The following is an 18152-nucleotide window of genomic DNA, read 5'->3' on the forward strand; positions in this document are numbered from 1 at the left end:
GGGGAATCGCCGGCGTCGGGCCCCTGCCCCTTGGCCGCCGGCGCTCCTCCCATAATGCGGGCGAAGCGCCCGCTTGCAACGGGTGGCCTCACCGTACCGACCCGGCCAATGCCCTCAGGCGGCGGCGTCTTCCACCCAGTGGTGCCCGGAACGGCGCAGGAGTTCACGGGCCGAGTCCGGGCCCCAGGTGCCGGCTTCGTACGCGTCCGGCGCCTCGTGGCTTTCGCGCCAGTTTTCCAGGATGGGCGTGACCCACTGCCATGCGGCCTCCGTCTCGTCCTTGCGCACGAACAAGGCCGGGCTGCCCTTTACCGCGTCCAGCAGCAGCCCTTCGTACGAATCGCGATAGCGCGCCCGCTCGGGCCCTGCCGGGCGCGAGAGCGCGTCCACCTCTTCCAGGCCGAAGCCATGACCGGGGTGCTTCACGAACAGGGGCAGCGTCACGCTTTCGTCCGGCTGCACCCGGATTACCAGGCGGCTGCCGGGCCGTGCTTCACCGAACAGGCCCGGTTCGCCCGCGCGGAACTGCACGACCACTTCGGTGACCTTCTCCGGCATGCGCTTGCCGGACCGTAGATAGAACGGCACACCGCGCCAACGCGGATTGTCGATTTCCGCCTTCAGCGCCACGAACGTTTCGGTCCGGCTCGGCGCTTCGCCGGGGAGCTCCTCGCGATAGGCGGGAACGGGCTTGCCTCCGGCCCTGCCTTGCACGTATTGCCCGCGCGCGACGTTGGCCCGAAGGTTCCGGGGATCCAACGGTTTCAATGCCTTCAGCACACGCACCTTTTCGTCGCGAAGCGCATCCGCGTCGAGGGACGAAGGCCGTTCCATCGCGACCACCGTCAGCACTTGCAACAAGTGGTTCTGAATCATGTCGCGCAGCGCGCCCGATCCGTCGTAATAACCGCCCCGGCCTTCGAGGCCGACGGTCTCGGCGGCGGTGATCTGCACGTACTCGATCGACTCGCTGTCCCACATGCGTTCGAGCATCGGATTGGCGAAGCGCAACGCGATGATGTTCTGCACCGCTTCCTTCCCGAGGTAATGGTCGATGCGGTAGATGCTGCCCTCGGGGAAGTACCGTCCCACGCCATCGTTGACCTTGCGCGCGGTTTCCAGGTCCGTGCCGATCGGTTTTTCCAGCACGATGCGCGACGTTTCGCTGCGGAGGCCTTTCTCCGCCACGTTGCGTGCGATGTCGCCGTAGAGGTCCGGGGCCGTGGCCAGGTAGAACACGCGAACCTTCGTCCGGCCCGCGCCGGAGTCCAGCAACGAAGCCAGTGCCGGCCAGTTTCCGGAAGCATCGGCACCGTTCAGGCTCACATAGTGAACCATGCCAAGGAACCGGTTCAGTGTCGTGTCGGCGATCTCGTCGGCGCCGATGTATTCGCGCAGGGCGGCGCGCACGCGCTCGCGATAGCTCTCGTCGTCCAGCGGCGACCGCGCCGTGCCGACGATGCGCGAATCGCCGGGCACCTGTCCTTCCGCGAAGCGGCGGTACAGCGCGGGCAGAAGCTTGCGCATGGTGAGGTCGCCGGTGGCGCCGAAGATCACGTAGTCGAACGATTCGACCGGTTCGAGGGGGAGTGTGGGCTTGTTCATGGGAAGCATGGATGAGGTGCCCGCGGAGCGTTTCAAGGGTGGAGACCCGCTTTCACCATTGACCGCCAGGCATAGCTCTTGTGCGTCGGAAGGTATGACACCTGTCCTTTGTTCGTCCCCATGCTTTCCGGCGACAGGCCCAAGCGGGGCCGATAACGAAGGACACACCCATGAGCAAACTGAAAGACAAGGTCGCCGTCGTCACCGGCGCTTCCAAGGGCATCGGCGCCGGTATCGCGAAGGCACTCGCTGCCGAGGGCGCCGCCGTGATCGTCAACTACGCCTCCAGCAAGGCCGGCGCGGACAAGGTCGTGGCCGATATCGAGGCCGCGGGTGGCAAGGCCGTGGCCGTCGGCGGCGACGTGTCGAAGCAGGCGGACGCCGAGAACCTCATCGCGAAGGCCATCGAACACTTCGGCCGCCTGGACGTGGTGGTGAACAACTCCGGCGTCTATGAGTTCTCGTCGATCGAGACGATCACGGAAGCGCATTACCGCCGCATCTTCGACATCAACGTGCTCGGCACGATCCTTGTGACCCAGGCCGCCGTGAAGCACCTCGGCAAGGGCGGCAGCATCATCAACATCGGTTCCGCCGTGACGCGCCTCACGCCGGCGGAAAGCGCGGTCTATTCGGGCACCAAGGGTGCGGTGGACGCGATCACCGGCGTGCTGGCCCGCGAACTGGGTCCGCGCGGCATCCGTGTCAACGCGGTGAATCCCGGCATGGTGATTACCGAAGGCGTGCAATCGGCCGGCATCGCCGATTCGGACTTCGAGGAATGGGCCAGGAGCCAGACCCCGCTCGGCAGGGTCGGCCAAGTGGACGACATCGCCCCGATCGTCACCTTCCTGGCAACGGACGACGCACGCTGGGTCACCGGTGAGCTCGTGCTCGCCTCGGGCGGCATGCGTTAAGCGAGACCGTAGAGCTCCGGATGGAGGAAGGGCGCCATCGCCAGCACCATGGCCTGCGTGTACGCGCTTTCGCGCGTGGCGTGGCCGTTGGTGACAAGGCCGATGGCGCCCCCTTGCTGCTTGATGTTCACAGTGCCGAACAGGCGATCCATGACATCGCCCAGTTCCTCCCCTTCGAGCAAGGCTTCGTAGACCGCCGGCGGTAACGGCAGCCACGCGCTGCAACCCACCGACACGTCGTCGCCGCTGGCAATGGCCACATAGCCGAAGGTGCCGGGACCGTCCTCGGTCACATCCACTCCGCCTTCCAGCGCGACGTAGAAATCCGCGTCGCCGTGCTGGCGGCAGAAGTTCATGCGGTTGAGCGCACCCTCGCGCGTTTCGGCCGCGGTCATGGGCTGGTCGGGCACCCCGGATGGCGCGTGCATGCCCTCGCACTCCACCAGGCGCCCCGGGAACAGCGGCGCGAGTGCGTTGCGCACCGCGCCGATCTTTACCGGATTGCGCGACCCTACAAGGACGCGAACGGGCGACGTATCGTGGTTCATCGCGTCAATCCGCCAGTGCGCGATCGACCATCGCCTGGGCTTCCGCGAGGATCGCCTGGAGATGTTCCTCGCCCCGGAAGCTCTCGCCGTACACCTTGTAGATATCTTCCGTGCCCGAGGGCCGCGCGGCAAACCAGCCATTGGCCGAGATCACCTTGATGCCGCCGATGGACTGGCCGCCGGCCTTGTTGGTGACCTCGACGACGGCATCGCCGGCGAGCGTGGTCGAGGTGACCTGCTCCGGCGCGAGCCGGGAGAGCTTCGCCTTCTGCGCATGGTTCGCCGGGGCGTCGATACGCGCATTGGCCGGATTGCCGAGCAACGCGGTGACGTCGGCGTAGATCCGGCCCGGGTCCTTGCCCATGCGTGCCGTCATTTCGCCCGCCAGCAGCGCGGCCACGATACCGTCCTTGTCGGTGGACCAGGCGCTGCCGTCCTCGGAGAGGAACGAGGCACCCGCGCTCTCCTCGCATCCGAAGCCCAGGCTGCCGTCGTAGAGCCCCGACACGAAATACTTGAAGCCCACCGGCACCTCGCGCAACGGGCGGCCGAGGTGTGCGGCCACGCGGTCGAGCAATGCCGTGCTGACGGCGGTCTTGCCGACGGCGGCGTCGGCGCGCCAGCCCGGACGGTTCTGGAAGAGATACCAGGCGGCCGTCGCCAGATAATGGTTCGCCTGCATGAGCCCGCTGCTGGGCGCCACCACGCCGTGGCGATCGTGGTCGGTATCGCATGCGAACGCCACGTCGAAACGGTCCTTCAGGCCGATGAGCCGCTGCATGGCGTACGACGACGAGGGATCCATGCGCACGCGGCCGTCCCAGTCCAGCGACATGAAGGAGAACGTCGGGTCGACCGTCTCGCTCACCACGGTCAGGTCGATCCCATAACGCTCGCCGATGGCACGCCAGTAGTGCACGCCGGCGCCGCCCAGCGGGTCGACGCCCATGCGAACGCCGCTGGCGCGGACGATCTCCAGGTCCAGCACGTTGCCGAGGTCGCCTACATAGCGCTGGAGGAAGTCGTATTCGTGGGTGGTTGCCGCCTTGCGTGCCTGGGCGAACGGCATGCGCTTCACCTCGCGCAGGCCGCCTTCGATCAGCGCGTTCGCCCGCGCCGCGATCCAGCCGGTGGCGTCGGTGTCCGCCGGGCCGCCGTGCGGCGGGTTGTACTTGATGCCGCCGCTCTCGGGCGGATTGTGTGAAGGCGTGATGACGATGCCGTCGGCAAGCCCGTTCTCGCGCCCGCGGTTGTAAACCAGAATGGCGTGCGAAACGGCGGGCGTGGGCGTGAACTCGCCCCCGGCCGACACCTGCGTCGTTACCCCGTTCGCCGCCAGCACCTCGAGCGTGCTCTCGAACGCCGGGGCGGACAGCGCATGGGTGTCGATGCCGACGAACACGGGACCGCCCACCCCCACCTGCGCGCGGTAGTCGCAAATGGCCTGCACCACCGCGAGGACATGCCACTCGTTGAACGACCGGTCGAACGACGACCCGCGGTGGCCGGACGTACCGAATGCCACCTTCTGCTCCGGTATCGACGGGTCGGGCTTCAGGTCGTGGTAGGCGGCCAGCAGGGCCGCCACGTCGACGGGCTGGGTTTCCGTGGCGGGTTTGCCCGCGAGCGGGCTGATCTTGGCACTCACCGATGGCTCTCCTCGGACTGCGATGTCCGCAAGCATACGATGTGTTTTGAGATTTCTTCCATGTCCGCGGAAGCGCGGCATGGTTATCGTGACTGCGTCACGCCCGCATCACGCGGCGTTTCACAATTGCAGTCGCTCGATGTACTCGAAGATCTCGGCATCCGTCTCCAGCCGAAGCTTCCGCATGGCGTTCGACTTCTGCTGGCTGATGGTGGAGAGCCCACGACCAGTGGCCCGGGCAATATCGGTGACGCTGTTGCCCGCGGCGAACAGGCGCAGGATCTTCAGCTCCCTCGGAGACAGGTCGGCCAGCGTCCCGGATTTCCCCAGCGGTTCGCCGGGCGGCGCACCGATCAATTCGCGTACCGAGGCCCCCAGGTAAACATGGTTCGACAGGATTTCCACCAAGGCCTCGGGAATCTCTCGGGTGTCTGCCGACTTTCCGATCAGGCCGAGTACACCGGTACCTATGATTTCACGATAGAGCGCGGGATTGGCGAGCGTCGTTATCACCATCACGGGCAATGCCGGATACGCACGGCGCACCTCGCGCAACAGCGCCAGTCCGTCGCGACCGGGCGCAGGCATGCTGAAGTCGGTAATCAATGCATCGCACGGCGTGGTGGCCAGCAACTCGAGCAGTTCGTCGGGCGACTGCGCTTCCGCCACCACGGTGGCGAGTCCGTCTTTGGCCAGGGCCAGGCTGAGGCCCTTCAGCACCACGGGGTGATCGTCCGCCAGAATGACGCGGTAGACCATGAGTGATCCATCCTTTCTTGCTTGTCCAGTCGCCGGCGAGCTGGTCTCGGATATCGCCGGTGGAGCGCAGAGTTGAGCATATCGCGCTTTCTGATGCCACTACGCCGACGTCTTGCCGCGTGGTGCTCCGCTTGCGGTTGCCATGGACTTCGCGCTCATTCGCAACCCGAACGGGCACTTCCCCACGTGCTCGCGCAACTCGGCGCGCATTACGGAGCGATCGCGCATGCGCACGGTGCGCTGTTCGATATGGAAGTGGATCCCGCGCTCGTGCCGGAACTCGTCGGACCTGCGGACGCTCTGGCGAACGCGCTCTCGCTGCTGCTCGACCGCGCATTCGGGGCCGACGCCTGCCGCGTCGCCTTGCATGTGGACGTGGTGAGCGACGACATCGCGGGGCAAGTCGTTCATTTCACCGTGGCGGAGAAACGTGCAACCTGCGACCTCGACGATGCGAACCTGCGCGAAGCCGCGGCGATCGTCGCCGCTGCCGGCGGCATGGTGCACACCGAACGATCTTCCGACGCCGGCGACCGTGTGATCGTGGAACTCGCCTTCGATCTTCCTCACACGCCGCCCTGCGTCGACGTCGAGGCCCTGCGCAGCGCGCTCGGTGGCGAAGCGGCCCTGCGTGAAGTGGTGGTCGCGCTGGACCAGGCGCTTTCCAGCGACATCGCGGATCTCGAACTCCTGCTGGAGCGCGAAGGCATCGCGCAGCTGCAGGCCTGGTTGCACCGCGTATCGGGCGCCCTCGGCATGGCGGAGGCCAGCGAGCTTTCGCGCATCGGCCTCGCGCTGGAACGCGAGCTGGAAAACGGACGCCGGCCACGCCTCGACCGCGCGATTCGCCGCTTCGCGGAAGATGCCGCCGGGGTGTTCCGCATGCTTCGCGAACAGGTGCCCGCCGATCGGCTATAGTCCCGCACCGTGACCACCCTGCCCGACATCGACGCCCGCTCCGCCGATCGATTGCACGACTTCGTCGATGCGCATCCGCGCCTGTTTATCGTTACCGGTGCCGGGATCAGCACCGACTCCGGTATTCCCGACTACCGCGACGGACAGGGCGAGTGGAAGCGCAGTCCACCCATGACCCTGCAGATGTTCATGAGCGGTCCGCCGGCTCGCGCCAGATATTGGGCGCGCGGCATGATCGGCTGGCGGCACTTTGCATCCGTGCAGCCGAACGTCGCGCACCGGGCCCTTGCTGCCCTCGAGCACGATGGCCGCATTGAGTTATTGCTCACCCAGAACGTGGACGGGCTTCACGAAGCCGCCGGCAGTCACAATGTGGTTGACCTGCACGGCCGCCTCGACCGCGTGCGCTGCATGCAGTGCGGCGACATCTCCACCCGCGACGCCATGCAACGCCGCCTGCAGGAAGCGAACCCCACCTGGATGGCCTTGCAGGCCACGATCGCACCCGATGGCGACGCCGACCTCGACGGTGTGGACTTCTCGTCGTTCGAGATTCCGACGTGCACCGTCTGCGGCGGCATCCTGAAGCCCGACGTGGTCTTCTTCGGGGAAAACGTGCCGCGTGCCCGCGTGGACACGGCCTGGGCACACCTCGCTCGCGCCGACGCGATGCTTGTGGTGGGCTCGTCGCTGATGGTCTATTCCGGCTACCGTTTCGTTCTGGAGGCCTCACGCCGCGGCCTTCCCATCGCCTCGGTGAATTTGGGCGTCACGCGCGCCGACGCCTTGCTCACCCTCAAGGTGGACCTCCCCTGTGGCGAGGCCCTGGCCCGCTACGCGCGCTAGCGTCTCGCGCGAAAGAACCGGCGCAGCAGATCGCCGGATGCCTCGGCTTCGAGTCCGCCCACGACCTCCACGCGATGGTTGTGGCGTGGCGACACCAGGGTGTCGAAGACGCTACCGGCCGCGCCGGTTTTCGGGTCCGTGGCGCCGAACACCACCCGGCCCACGCGGGCGTGAACCATGGCCATGGCGCACATGGCACAGGGTTCCAGGGTGACGTAGAGGGTGGCGCCGGGAAAGCGGTAGTTCGACAGAGTCTGTCCGGCCGCGCGCAGGGCCTGAATCTCGGCGTGAGCCGTCGGATCGCTCAGCGTGATGTTGCGGTTCCAGCCTTCGCCCACCACAACGCCGTCGAGCACAAGCACGGCCCCCACCGGCACCTCTCCCTCCGCATCGCGCGCATGCACGGCCAGTTCGAGCGCACGGGCCATCCAGGCGCGATCGGCGTCGGTGAACGACGCTTCGTCGGGGGGAGACATGGATTCGGAAGGTAACGGGCCGGTCATGACGCGAATGGTACATCCAAGCGGCCGGGCTCTCCCCGGCGGAACGACTGCACGCCTCGAAACAGGGCGGGATGTCGCAACTTTCGCCCGCCCTTTCGGTACACACAGCGCATGAACCAGCCACCCACGCCGCGCGGATTGCTCGGGGACACCGCCGCGCGCGACTACTCGCGAAAGTTGCGCCTTTTCAACGCTTTCGCGGCACCCGAAATCAGGCAGGCCATCGCACAACTGGGGCTCCGTCCGGGCGCCCGCGTGCTCGATGCCGGATGCGGCACCGGCGAGGCATTGCGCTGGCTTTCCGACCAGGTGGGAACGCAGGGCCGTGTCGTCGGCGTCGATCTTGCCGCGGCGCACGTCGCTGCGGCACGCGCCACGGCACCCGGCACCACGGTCGTCATGCAGGCCGACCTCGCCGCGCCGCCGATCGCCGCCGCCTCTCTCGACCTCGTGTGGTCGGTGAATACGTTCAACCACCTGCGCGACCCCGTGGCGGGCTTGCGGCTGGCCTCTGCCCTGCTCCGTCCCGGCGGGCGTATCGCCCTTGGTCAGAGTTCGTTGCTGCCCGACATGTACTTCGCCTGGGATTCGCGACTGGAACGGCTGGCAAACGAGGCCGTGCGGCAGTATTACCGCGACCGCTATGCACTGGACGAGCGCGAGCTGGCCTCGGTTCGCGCACTCGTGGGCATGATGCGCGCCGCCGGCCTTCGTGACGTCGCCGTACGAACCATCCCGATCGAACGCATCGCACCCGTGACGCGGGAAGACGAGGATTACCTCGTCGAAGCCATCTTCCGGAACTCGTGGGGCGAGAGGCTGCGGCCGTACCTGTCGCGCGGGGACTACGAAGAACTCGAGCGGCTGTGCGATCCGGCACATGCGGACTTCGCGCTTCGCCGCCCGGACTTCCATTTCCTCCAGACCTTCACCCTGGTGACCGGCACCGCGCCCTGGGACGGCACTTTCCCCACCGCGATCAGCGCCGGAAGCAACCCGCCACGTGATCGTCGACGATGCCCACCGCCTGCATCCAGGCATAGGTGATGGTCGGCCCCACGAACTTGAAGCCGCGCTTTTTCAGATCCTTGGATACGGTGACCGACAACGGCGTCTGCGCATGCACGGTGCGACCATCGCCGCGGATCACCTTGCCGTCGGTGAACGACCAGCAATAGGTGTCGAAGTCCTCGCCGCGCTCGCGCATGTCTTCGTAGATACGGGCACCCTCGATCGTGGCCTCGATCTTCGCGCGGGAGCGAACGATGCCGGGGTCTTCGAGCAGGCGTGCGATGTCCTTTTCCGTGAAGCGCGCGACCTTTGCGGGGTCGAACGCCCGGAACGCCTTGCGAAAGCCCTCGCGCTTGCGAAGGATGGTGATCCATGACAACCCCGCCTGGAAGCCCTCCAGCATCAGCTGCTCCCAGAGCATGCGGGAGTCGTGCAGCGGTACGCCCCATTCGGCGTCGTGGTATTCCAGATAGAGCGGGTCCGTGCCCGCCCAGGGGCAGCGTTTCGGTGCTTTCGTCATGGAGCCGAGGGCCGAGAGTGGATGGTCCCGGATGATAAGCCGGATGGCGTCACCGGTACTTGCCGTCCTCGCCACGCGACCAGTGCGGCGAGGGATCGGCGGGGCCGTCCGTGGCGAACAGATGACGCAGCCGCGCCGGTTGCGAACGCAGGTACTGCTTGGGTGCGCGCACCGTCGCGCCGAGTTCCGCCGCGGCGTGCCACGGCCACCGCGGGTCGTAGAGGATCGTGCGTGCCAGCGCCACCATATCGGCGTCGCCGGTGGCCACGATCGCCTCCGCATGTTCCGGGCTCGTGATGAGTCCCACCGCGATCACCGGCATCGACACCGCCTGTTTCACCCCACGGGCGAAAGGCACCTGGTAACCCGGACCCACGGCGATGTGCTGCGCGTGATGGAGCCCGCCGGTTGACACATGGATCGCATCGCAGCCGCGGGCCTCCAGGGCCTTGGCGAAAGCGATCGTCTGCTCGAGGTCCCAGCCACCCTCCACCCAGTCGGTGGCCGAAACGCGCATGCTCACCGGCCGGTCGGCCGGGAACGCCGCGCGCACCGCGTCGAACACTTCCAGCGGGAAGCGCATGCGGTTCTCGAGGGAGCCGCCGTACTCGTCGGTGCGCTGGTTCGACAGCGGCGACAGGAACTGATGCAGCAGATAGCCATGCGCGCCATGCAACTGGATGAAATCGAGGCCCAGCCGCGCGGCACGCCGCGCCGCGGCGGCAAACGCGTCGCGGATACGGTCAAGGCCCTCCCGGTCCAGGGCCGTCGGTGGCCGATTGTCGGGATGGAACGGGATGGCGGAGGGCGCGACGGTTTGCCAGCCATGCGCATGGTCCGGCGCCAGTTGTGCGCCGCCGGCCCAAGGTACCTCCGTGGACGCCTTGCGGCCCGCATGGCCAAGCTGCACGCCGAGAGCGATGTCCGACCAACGCCGCACGGCGTCTACCGTGGTTCGCATGGCGGCTTCCGTGGCGTCGTCGTACAGACCCACGTCCGCCCAGGTGATGCGGCCTTCGGGCAGCACTGCCGTGGCCTCGATGGTCAGCAGCGCCGCGCCCGACAAGGCGAGCTGGCCCAGGTGGATCGTGTGCCAGTCGTTCATCCGGCCGTCTTCGGCGGAGTACTGGCACATGGGAGCGATGACGACCCGGTTCGGAAGTTCGCGGTTGCGGATAGCGATAGGTTGAAAGAGCGCTGGGTGCGCCATGGGGTGTTCCACCGTGGTGAGATATGCCTGAGTGTCACATGGAGACCGAAAAGGATTTGGCAACCCCAGCGCGAGGGATGACCGGGGGTTCTCTATCCGGAATGATCGGCGGCTATCCTCCGCCCGCTCCGCACTGCCAAAGGATGCCGCAAGAAATGACGTCGTTCTTCCTCGCCTTCACCGTCTTCGCCGTTGCCAGCCGCATCGCCAGCCTTGTCGTCTCCCTGCGCCACGAGGCCGCGCTCAAGCGCGCCGGCGCCGTCGAGTACGGTGCGCTCAACAGCAACCTGCTCGCCCTTTGCCATGTCCTGTTCTATGCGGCCGCCATCTGGGAGGGCTGGGCCCGTGGTCCGGAGTTGGACGCGGTGGCCACGACCGGTATCGTGCTCTACCTCGTCGCGCTGCTATTCCTTTGCTACGTGGTGCACCTGCTGGGGCGCCTGTGGACGGTGAAGCTGATCATCGCTACCGACCACACACTGGTTACGCACCCGCTGTTCCGGACAATCCGGCACCCGAACTACTTCCTCAACATCGTCCCCGAACTGGTGGGCCTCTGCCTGGCCCTGCACAGCTTCAAGACCCTGGCCATCGGCCTGCCGATCTATCTGGTGCCCCTGACCGTGCGCATCGTGCAGGAGGAAAAGGCCATGCGGGCGCGCTTTGGTTGAAGAGCTCTACCCCACTATCCCCTGGCGAGCACGAGGTGCATCGCGTGCTCGCCCTGGGTGTGTTCCATGATTCTGTATCCCAGCGCGGGCAGGTCCAGGCCGGCGAACGGCGCTTCGCCCTGGCCGAGCAGCACAGGGGATATCGCGATGTGCAGGGCATCGATGGCGCCTGACTGGAGATATTGGCGAACGGTCGAGGCCCCGCCACCGATGCGTACGTCTCGCTCGCCGGCCGCGTCTTTCGCGCGCGCCAGGGCTTCGTCGATGCCGCCGGTCACGAAATGGAACACCGTGCCGCCGTCCATCGCGAGGGATTCCCGCGGATAACGAGTGAGAACGAACACCGGGCAGTGGTAGGGCGGCGTATCGCCCCACCACCCCTTCCACTCATCGTTGGGCCATTCGCCTCGGATCGGACCGAACATGTTGCGGCCCATGACCCACGCGCCGAGCCCTTCCATCGACTGCGCGGCGAAGCGTTCGTCCACCCCCGTGGAGCCACCCTCCTTGCCCATCATGGCGTGGAAGGTCCTCGTTTCCATCAGCCAGCGGTGCAAGCCTTCCGCGCCGACACCCATCGGCTGTGCGAGGCTCTGGTCGCGCCCGGCGGCGAGGCCGTCCACCGAGACGGTGAACGCATTCACACGAACTTTCGCCACGGCCACGCCCTCTCGTTCTTCGCAAGAGCGCACCGTTTCGCATATTCCTGCAAGTGGTGCAAGCGTGCCGGGTTTCGCGCACCGGCATCGCTCCCGGTCGCGACCATGCCGACCCGGTCAGCCTTCCTTGCCCAGGCCGGTCTGCTGAAGAAGGATCAGCAGCGCACTGTCGATCCAGCGGCGGCCGATGCTTTCGCGTCGGCCTTCCATGTGTGCGGTAGCCAGTTCTTCCGCGGGCAGCGGGGCTTCGAGACCGTCGCCTTCGACGCGGACGCGGTACCACACGGAGGCGGGCTTCAGATCCTTGACGGGAGCGGTGGGGTTCAGCGGGATCGGACCGCCGTGGTTCTTCGCCAGCATCAGGCTCGGCAGGTGCTCCATGGCACCGTTGTCCACCGCGATCACGCGACCATGCAGCGGATTCCAGCGACCGCGCGGATACACGGTCACCTCCGATCCGGCAACCAGACGCGCACGATCCGCTTCCGAGACCAGCACCTCCGCTCGCCAGCGCGTTCCGCCCACCACGGTGGCGATGCGCGAGCCTGGCGACACCCAGTTACCCGGCTGCAGCGTGGTATCGAGGTCGCGCACGATGCCGCCTTCGCTCGCCACGAGGCGGAGGCGATGGAGTTCGGCCGCGCTGGCCTGTCTTTGCACGTCGTATTGATCGGCCATGCGCTCGGCAACCACCTGCCTGGCGACACCGTCGCGGTCCAGTGCTACCGCGCCTCGGGCGGCCGATTCATAGGCCTCCCGCAACGCATCGGCCTTGGCGGTCTCGTCCCTCGGCGAAGGTGCCGAGAGTTCGAACAACACCTGGCCCGGCTTCACATGATCGCCCTCGCGAACGCTCACCTGCTCCAGACGCGCCGGGAACGGCGTGAACACCGGTTGTTCGATGCCCGCCTCCACCAGGGCATCCGCGGTGATGCCGGACGACCATGGCACGAGAAGAATGACGGCAAGGGCAGCGAGTACCGCGAGCCAGCGGCCGACCGTGGAACGCCGGATCTCCGCGCGGCGCGCCCACCATGTCCGGACTTCATAGAACATAGGCTTCACCACGAAGGTCACGATTTCCACCAGGAAGAGAATGAGGCCAAGCGCCTTGAAGAAGGCGTGGTAGACGACCACGGCGATACCGACGAACAGAGTGAGCCGGTACAGCCACGTAAGGAACGCGAAGCCGGTGAGGAACGCCGCGAAGCGCGGCGATACCGCGTCGGGGCGCGGGTCTTCGATGCCGAGGAACGTGCGCCGTACCCAGCGCTTGGCCCAGCGCCCTGCCCGCTCGTGCAAGCCCGGGTAGTCGAGCGCATCGGCCAGGATGAAGTAGCCATCGAAGCGCATGAACGGGCTGGCGTTCACGGCCACGGTCAACACCCATGCCGTGGTGCCGAGGAAGAACAAGGCGTTCTTGAAATTGCCTTCGGGCGCGAACGACCATAGCAGCGTGCACCATGCGGCGAGCACCCCTTCCGCCATGACGCCGGCCGAGGCGATCGCCAGACGGCGCCGGGAACCTTCGAGTTTCCAACTCTCGCCGGTGTCCGTGTACGCCATGGGCCACATCACCAGCAGCGCCACGCCCATGTGGCCCACGCGCACGCCGAAGCGCGTCGCCATGAACGCATGGCCGAACTCGTGCCAGCACTTCGAGAACACGAGCGCGCCTGCAAAAGCCACCACGCCGTCCCAGCTCATCGCGCCGCGCAGATTGGCCTGCACGGTGTCCCACTGACGGGCCGCCAGCAGAAGGCCCAGCACCGCGGCGACCAGGGTCGCGACGAGGAAGCGCGTGCCGAACATCCAGCTCACATAGGGCAACGCCTTGCGCAGGAAGCGCTCCGGCCGGATGAGCGGGATGCGGATGAAGAGGTAGTTCTGCAACAGCCAGTGCATGGCCGAGGCCTGGTGCTTGGGCATCGCGGCACGAAGGAGCTGCTGCTGTTGCAGGAAGCGGACGAAATCCACCACGTCGTCGGGTTCGGGCGCGAGCGTGGTGTCGGCGGCCACGGCTTCCGCGATGCGCACCGGATCGCAAAGCGACCAGTGCCGCAGGATCTCGAACTCCAGCCAACCGATGCGAAAGAACTGGTTGCGCACCGGATCGGACAGGTGCCAGGCCGGCGATCCGTCGCGATTGCGGCCGGCCGGATGGATGGCAAGCTCGTCGCGCAGCGCCGGCCACGGCGGCGGTGCCGCCGGCATCGCCCCCATCATGGACGCGGCAGCCATGTTCAGAGCCCGCTCCAGGCCCGCACGGTCGCCAGCGGCCGGCGCAACATGAGGTAGCCCAGAACGCTCCAGCGGCCGGACACACGAGCCGTGCCCTGCAAGCCGATGCGGGCGCCGGGCGGCGTGCCGTCGATCGTCCCGCGCAGCATGTAGCTGGCCACACCGTTGGGCGCTTCCACCGGCTGGTACCCGGCGTAATCCAGGCGCGCGTCGAGCGGCGACAGCGGGGCGACTTTCAGGAACACCGTCATCGGTGCCTGGGGAGCCAGGTTGGTCGCCTCACCCACCGGTGCCCATGCGCGCACGCCCAGTGCATGCGGATCGGCCAGCAGGCCGATGCGTTCGCCGGTCTGAACGGGCCGGCCGGCCCAGTCGTCGGGATCGGAATAGACGAACACACCGTCGGCCGGCGCACGGATCGCGAGCTTGTCCACTTCGCGCTGGAGCGAGTCAACGTCCACCTGACGCTCGCGCCATTTGCCTTCGGCCATGCCGAGGTCGGCCTTCGCGTTCTGGCTCTCGATCGCCTGCTGTGCGGCCTGGTGCATTTCCACACTGGCCGTGGCGAGTTCCGCCCGGGCCACGGCGAGCTTGTTGCGCAACGTGGTGTCGTCGAGTTCGGCCAATATCTGCCCGGCCTTCACCGGCGTGTTCGGCAGCACCTTCATGCGATGGATCACGCCCTCGCGCGGCGAGGCGATCACCTGGCTGCGCGTGGAAATGATCTCGGCGGGCACGAGGGTGTATTCGCGCATGGGAATAAGGAGCACGAGCAGCAATGCCGCCAGCGCGTACCGCAGGCGACGGCCGCTGCTCGCCTTGCGCCACCAGCGCTGCCAGCGCGTCGGCCGTGCCACGAGCGACCACCAGGCATAACCGTAAAGGTTCGCCAGCTGCAGCAGCGCGAACTCCGCCCCGTCGGATACGAGCGTCGTCGGCCACGCCTCGTCGCGGGCGAGAAAAAGCAGCGCGCCCACATTCTTGTCGGGCCCCACGAGCGGCAGAACCCACACGTGGGCGGGAAGCCATTCGCTCCACTCCCCGGCGAGTTCCTTCCCGAGCATCTCCGGCGAGAGGGGCAGCACGCGGGCCGTGGCAGGCAGTTCGGCGCAGCGCGCGGCGATCTTTCGCGTCACCGCGACCAGCCACAGGGCGTAGGGCGTATTGGGATCCGGATCGGCGAGACCCGAATGCGACACCAACCGCGGCCCCCGTGCCGCGGAAAGGGATACGAGCGCCGCCTGCCGGTATTCCACCAGCAGGCGCGTCTCGTTGCACGCCACGAACCCGAGTTCCGCAGCGTTGGTGGCGGCTTCCGCGCGGGTAGCGAGCGCGTAGAAGCGCGACGGCGCGGTCGCGCCGCGGGTGTCCGGTGCGTTCATCGGTTCAGCCCTTGCCCCCGTCCTTCGCCGGCGTGGCGCGGCCGCTCATCCCGGGTAGAACGCGGCTGGTGTCGCCGAGGAAGTCGGCCTCGATCTCGATCGTCTGGCTGACCGCGTCCACACGGCCGCTGAGCCGGGTGACATTGAGGACATAGCGCTCGCCGGTCTCGTCCACGCTCGCATCGAGGTGCGCGCCCGGACGCAGCCACGCGATCCAGTTCGACGGCACATTCAGGCGCGCCTTCGGCGTGCCGGTGCCGACGAGGTCGATGATCGGCGCACCCGGCGCGACGCCCTGCCCTTCCTTCACGTGCACGCGCGCCACCCGTCCGTCGAACGGGGCGACAAAGCGGCACTGCGCAAGCTCGGCCGAGAAGATGCGCATCTGGCTACGCGTCCGATTCACGTCGGCGGCGGTCAGCTCCACCTCCAGCGCCGCCGCGGACTGCAGGCCCTGGAGCTTCGCTTTCGCTTCGTAACGAAGCTGCGCCGCGTTGAACTCGGCCTCAGCCGCCGCACGCTTGGCTTCGACATCGCTGCAATCGAGCGACACGAGCACCTTGCCCTTCGCCACCGTGTCGCCGAGCTGGGCGTAGACCCTAGCGACTCGACCGCCGGCCACCGCGGACAGCGGGGCCTCGCGATCGGCGACCACGAGGAAGCGCACCGGCGCCTGCGCCCCGGCGGCGGAAGACGACTGTCCCTGCACGGGCCCCGCCAGTCCCATGGCAAGCAGACCGGCAACGCCCATCGCTTTCCTGACTACCTTCTCTATCGAAAACATACGGCTCACGGCTGCCTGATGGCCGCGGTTTCAGGCGCTGCGACGAGCTGGTGCACCTCGCCCAGAACGGACAGCGTGGCGGCTTCGGCCAGGGCCGCGACGGCGCGCGTGCTCACTTCGTCCGGCAGGAAGCTGCGATAGCTCTGGGTCATCAGGCGTTTGCCCGACTTGTCCTGCACGATCACGTCCCATTGCGCACGGGTGGCGTTCTTGCCGGGCGTGCTGCTGAAGTGAAGCTCCATCGCCAGCGCATCGTCGCCACTGCCGAGCGAAATGCGGTTGCCCGTCATCACGTTGCCCACGGCCGCGCGCACTGCACCGCCGTCCACACGCGCCGGCAGGCCGGTCACGGAGAGTTCCACCGGACGGTCCACTTCCACGGCGTCCGCTGCCTGTGTGAACACCTGCTGCTCGCCACCGGCGAGGCTGGTCTGGATGGCCTTCGAGAGCGTCGGCAGATCGGTGCCCACCACCTGCTCGGGCATCAGGTCGATACCCACCGAATTCAACACGCGGCCGTAAGCGGACTGCGCCGCCGCATAGGACGAGGCTTCCTGGAAGCGCGAGACCATCGAGCGGGCCTGCGTGCGCAGGGTTTCGAGATCGCTGGTGAGCTGGTTGCTGGAACCGGCCCGCGCCACGCTGGCGAGGCGCTGATCCACCCGTGCCGATTCTTCCGCCAACTGGTGGTCGTACACGGCGAGCTTGTAACGCTCAACCGACACGCGCACCTGGGTCAGCACCGCCATGCTCAGCGCCATGCGCCGCGCATCGTCCACCTTCATCCGCGCCTCGTTCGTGCGCTTGATGGCGGGGATGCCGGCGAGGCGGAACAGGTTCATCGACATGCTGACGCCGCCCTGGGCCCAGCTCTCGTTGTACAGGTACTTGTTGGAATCGTAGCCACCGCCAGCGAACAGGTTGAGATTCGGAAACAGCGAGGCGATCTGCTTCTTGGTCTCGATGGCGTCGATGCGTGTCTTGTAGTCTTCCTCGCGCAGTTCCGGCCTCTGCTCGAGTGCCATCTGTTCCAGCTGGTCGAGGTTGGACGGCACCTGCGACAGGGTCGTTTCCTTCGCGTCGGCGAGGGTGAAGTCCGTGCCGGGCTGAAGGTTCATGAGCGCGGCGAGCTCGCGCTTGGCGAACTCCATTTCCTGGCGCTTCTCGGTCACCAGCGTCATCGCGTCGAGCAGCGCGCGCTGATATTCCAGGCCTTCCACCGGCGGCAGCACGCCGGCACGCTCGGCCTGGCGGGTCTTTTCCAGCGCGGCCTGGATGTTGTCGGCCAGGGTCTGCGTTTCGCCCAGCAGGCGCTGGGCGCCCAGTGCGCGCCAGTACGCGTCGCGCACGTCCTGCACGATGTTCTGCAGCACCTTGCGGCGACGCTCGTCGGTCACGTTCACGTCGTCGGCCTGCTGCTTCGCACGGTAGTAGCTCAGGCCGAAGTCCAGCACGTCCCACGACAGCGTGGCGTCCGCGAGGAAGTGCACGCGCTCTTCCGAGGTGGAGGGGCGAAGGCTGACGATGCGGTCCTGGATGCCGATGCTGGTGCCGCCCGAATCGTTGCTGCGCCAGCGGTAGCCGGCGTCGGTCATCAGCTTGGGCAGCATGTCGAGTTCGGACACGTCGAGCAGGCCGCGCGACAGCGCGGTTTCCATGAGCTTCAGGCGATAGTCGAGGTTGTACTTGAGCGACCGCGCCATGACGTCGGAAAGCGTCAGTGCGCCGGTGATCGGCTCCTGGCCCTTGTACATGGCCTGCTGATCGTTGCGGACACGCGCGGCGACCTCGTCGTGCGTAAGCGGTTTGGGCTTCACCGCGCCGCAGCCGGTCAGGAAGACCGCCAGGGCGATGGTGGCGGAAAGGGTTACGGGACGCAGCGCGGACTTCGGCATGGCGGTCTTCATGGCTGTGGAATGGAGCATGGAAG

The 18152-nt window shown here is 67.1% G+C and carries 17 protein-coding genes; 5 read left to right on the forward strand and 12 right to left on the reverse strand.

The genetic code is table 11. The features are described 5' to 3' along the window. Nucleotides 1-114 precede the first annotated feature (114 nt). Nucleotides 115-1605 carry a glucose-6-phosphate dehydrogenase gene (zwf, locus tag HBF26_RS12585; protein WP_167126899.1) on the reverse strand — a complete coding sequence of 497 codons (1491 nt, stop codon included), beginning with the start codon at nt 1603-1605 and terminating at the stop codon, nt 115-117. 170 nt (nt 1606-1775) lie between these two features. Between zwf and HBF26_RS12590 the strand changes: the two genes are divergently transcribed. Beyond that, nucleotides 1776-2522, forward strand: coding sequence for a glucose 1-dehydrogenase (locus HBF26_RS12590; protein ID WP_167126902.1), 747 nt, complete (start codon nt 1776-1778; stop codon nt 2520-2522). Here the strand turns inward: HBF26_RS12590 and yjjX are convergent. From yjjX to HBF26_RS12605, 3 genes are all read right to left on the reverse strand, one after another. After that, on the reverse strand, nt 2519-3070 hold the full coding sequence (gene yjjX, locus HBF26_RS12595) for an inosine/xanthosine triphosphatase (RefSeq protein WP_167126905.1): 552 nt from the start codon (nt 3068-3070) through the stop codon (nt 2519-2521). The genes HBF26_RS12590 and yjjX overlap by 4 nt on opposite strands. Nucleotides 3071-3074: 4 nt before the next feature. Beyond that, the gene (gene pgm, locus HBF26_RS12600; RefSeq protein WP_167126908.1) at nt 3075-4718 is read right to left on the reverse strand and encodes a phosphoglucomutase (alpha-D-glucose-1,6-bisphosphate-dependent); all 1644 of its coding nucleotides are present in this window, start codon (nt 4716-4718) and stop codon (nt 3075-3077) included. Nucleotides 4719-4838: 120 nt separating this feature from the next. Further along, on the reverse strand, nt 4839-5477 hold the full coding sequence (locus tag HBF26_RS12605) for a response regulator (protein WP_167024589.1): 639 nt from the start codon (nt 5475-5477) through the stop codon (nt 4839-4841). A gap of 186 nt (nt 5478-5663) precedes the next feature. Here HBF26_RS12605 and HBF26_RS12610 point away from each other — a divergent pair, with 186 nt between their 5' ends. Then, complete coding sequence (locus HBF26_RS12610) at nt 5664-6395, forward strand: Hpt domain-containing protein (protein ID WP_167126910.1); 732 nt, start codon at nt 5664-5666, stop codon at nt 6393-6395. Nucleotides 6396-6413: 18 nt separating this feature from the next. Then, on the forward strand, nt 6414-7241 hold the full coding sequence (locus HBF26_RS12615) for an NAD-dependent protein deacetylase (protein WP_193569899.1): 828 nt from the start codon (nt 6414-6416) through the stop codon (nt 7239-7241). Here the strand turns inward: HBF26_RS12615 and tadA are convergent. Beyond that, the gene (tadA, locus tag HBF26_RS12620) at nt 7238-7717 is read right to left on the reverse strand and encodes a tRNA adenosine(34) deaminase TadA (protein WP_240151332.1); all 480 of its coding nucleotides are present in this window, start codon (nt 7715-7717) and stop codon (nt 7238-7240) included. The genes HBF26_RS12615 and tadA overlap by 4 nt on opposite strands. 138 nt (nt 7718-7855) lie before the next feature. On the opposite strand from tadA, the gene HBF26_RS12625 reads away from it, so the two are divergent. Further along, nucleotides 7856-8791: a class I SAM-dependent methyltransferase gene (locus HBF26_RS12625; RefSeq protein WP_167126913.1), complete on the forward strand. Its 936-nt coding sequence runs from the start codon at nt 7856-7858 to the stop codon at nt 8789-8791. Here the strand turns inward: HBF26_RS12625 and HBF26_RS12630 are convergent. After that, nucleotides 8724-9275 (reverse strand): DNA-3-methyladenine glycosylase I, encoded by a 552-nt coding sequence (locus tag HBF26_RS12630; RefSeq protein ID WP_167126916.1) that lies wholly within the window; start codon nt 9273-9275, stop codon nt 8724-8726. The genes HBF26_RS12625 and HBF26_RS12630 overlap by 68 nt on opposite strands. 49 nt (nt 9276-9324) lie before the next feature. Beyond that, nucleotides 9325-10485 carry an NADH:flavin oxidoreductase/NADH oxidase gene (locus HBF26_RS12635; RefSeq protein ID WP_167126919.1) on the reverse strand — a complete coding sequence of 387 codons (1161 nt, stop codon included), beginning with the start codon at nt 10483-10485 and terminating at the stop codon, nt 9325-9327. A 155-nt stretch (nt 10486-10640) separates the two neighbouring features. Between HBF26_RS12635 and HBF26_RS12640 the strand changes: the two genes are divergently transcribed. After that, the gene (locus HBF26_RS12640) at nt 10641-11156 is read left to right on the forward strand and encodes an isoprenylcysteine carboxylmethyltransferase family protein (protein ID WP_205287635.1); all 516 of its coding nucleotides are present in this window, start codon (nt 10641-10643) and stop codon (nt 11154-11156) included. Nucleotides 11157-11170: 14 nt separating this feature from the next. Here HBF26_RS12640 and HBF26_RS12645 read toward each other — a convergent pair whose 3' ends face one another. The 5 genes from HBF26_RS12645 to HBF26_RS12665 all read right to left on the reverse strand — a co-directional run bounded on the left by HBF26_RS12645 (nt 11171) and on the right by HBF26_RS12665 (nt 18147). Continuing rightward, nucleotides 11171-11815 (reverse strand): dihydrofolate reductase family protein, encoded by a 645-nt coding sequence (locus tag HBF26_RS12645; RefSeq protein WP_167126925.1) that lies wholly within the window; start codon nt 11813-11815, stop codon nt 11171-11173. A gap of 117 nt (nt 11816-11932) precedes the next feature. After that, on the reverse strand, nt 11933-14056 hold the full coding sequence (locus HBF26_RS12650) for a site-2 protease family protein (protein ID WP_167126928.1): 2124 nt from the start codon (nt 14054-14056) through the stop codon (nt 11933-11935). 2 nt (nt 14057-14058) lie between these two features. Then, a complete protein-coding gene (locus tag HBF26_RS12655) occupies nt 14059-15438 on the reverse strand; it encodes an efflux RND transporter periplasmic adaptor subunit (RefSeq protein WP_167126931.1) in 1380 nt (459 codons plus the stop codon). A gap of 4 nt (nt 15439-15442) precedes the next feature. Beyond that, a complete protein-coding gene (locus tag HBF26_RS12660; protein WP_240151333.1) occupies nt 15443-16189 on the reverse strand; it encodes an efflux RND transporter periplasmic adaptor subunit in 747 nt (248 codons plus the stop codon). A gap of 38 nt (nt 16190-16227) precedes the next feature. Beyond that, a complete protein-coding gene (locus HBF26_RS12665; RefSeq protein ID WP_205287637.1) occupies nt 16228-18147 on the reverse strand; it encodes a TolC family protein in 1920 nt (639 codons plus the stop codon). Between the last annotated feature and the right edge of the window lie 5 nt (nt 18148-18152).

It is taken from the genome of Luteibacter jiangsuensis (assembly GCF_011742555.1).
In the GTDB taxonomy this organism is placed as follows: Bacteria; Pseudomonadota; Gammaproteobacteria; order Xanthomonadales; family Rhodanobacteraceae; genus Luteibacter; species Luteibacter jiangsuensis.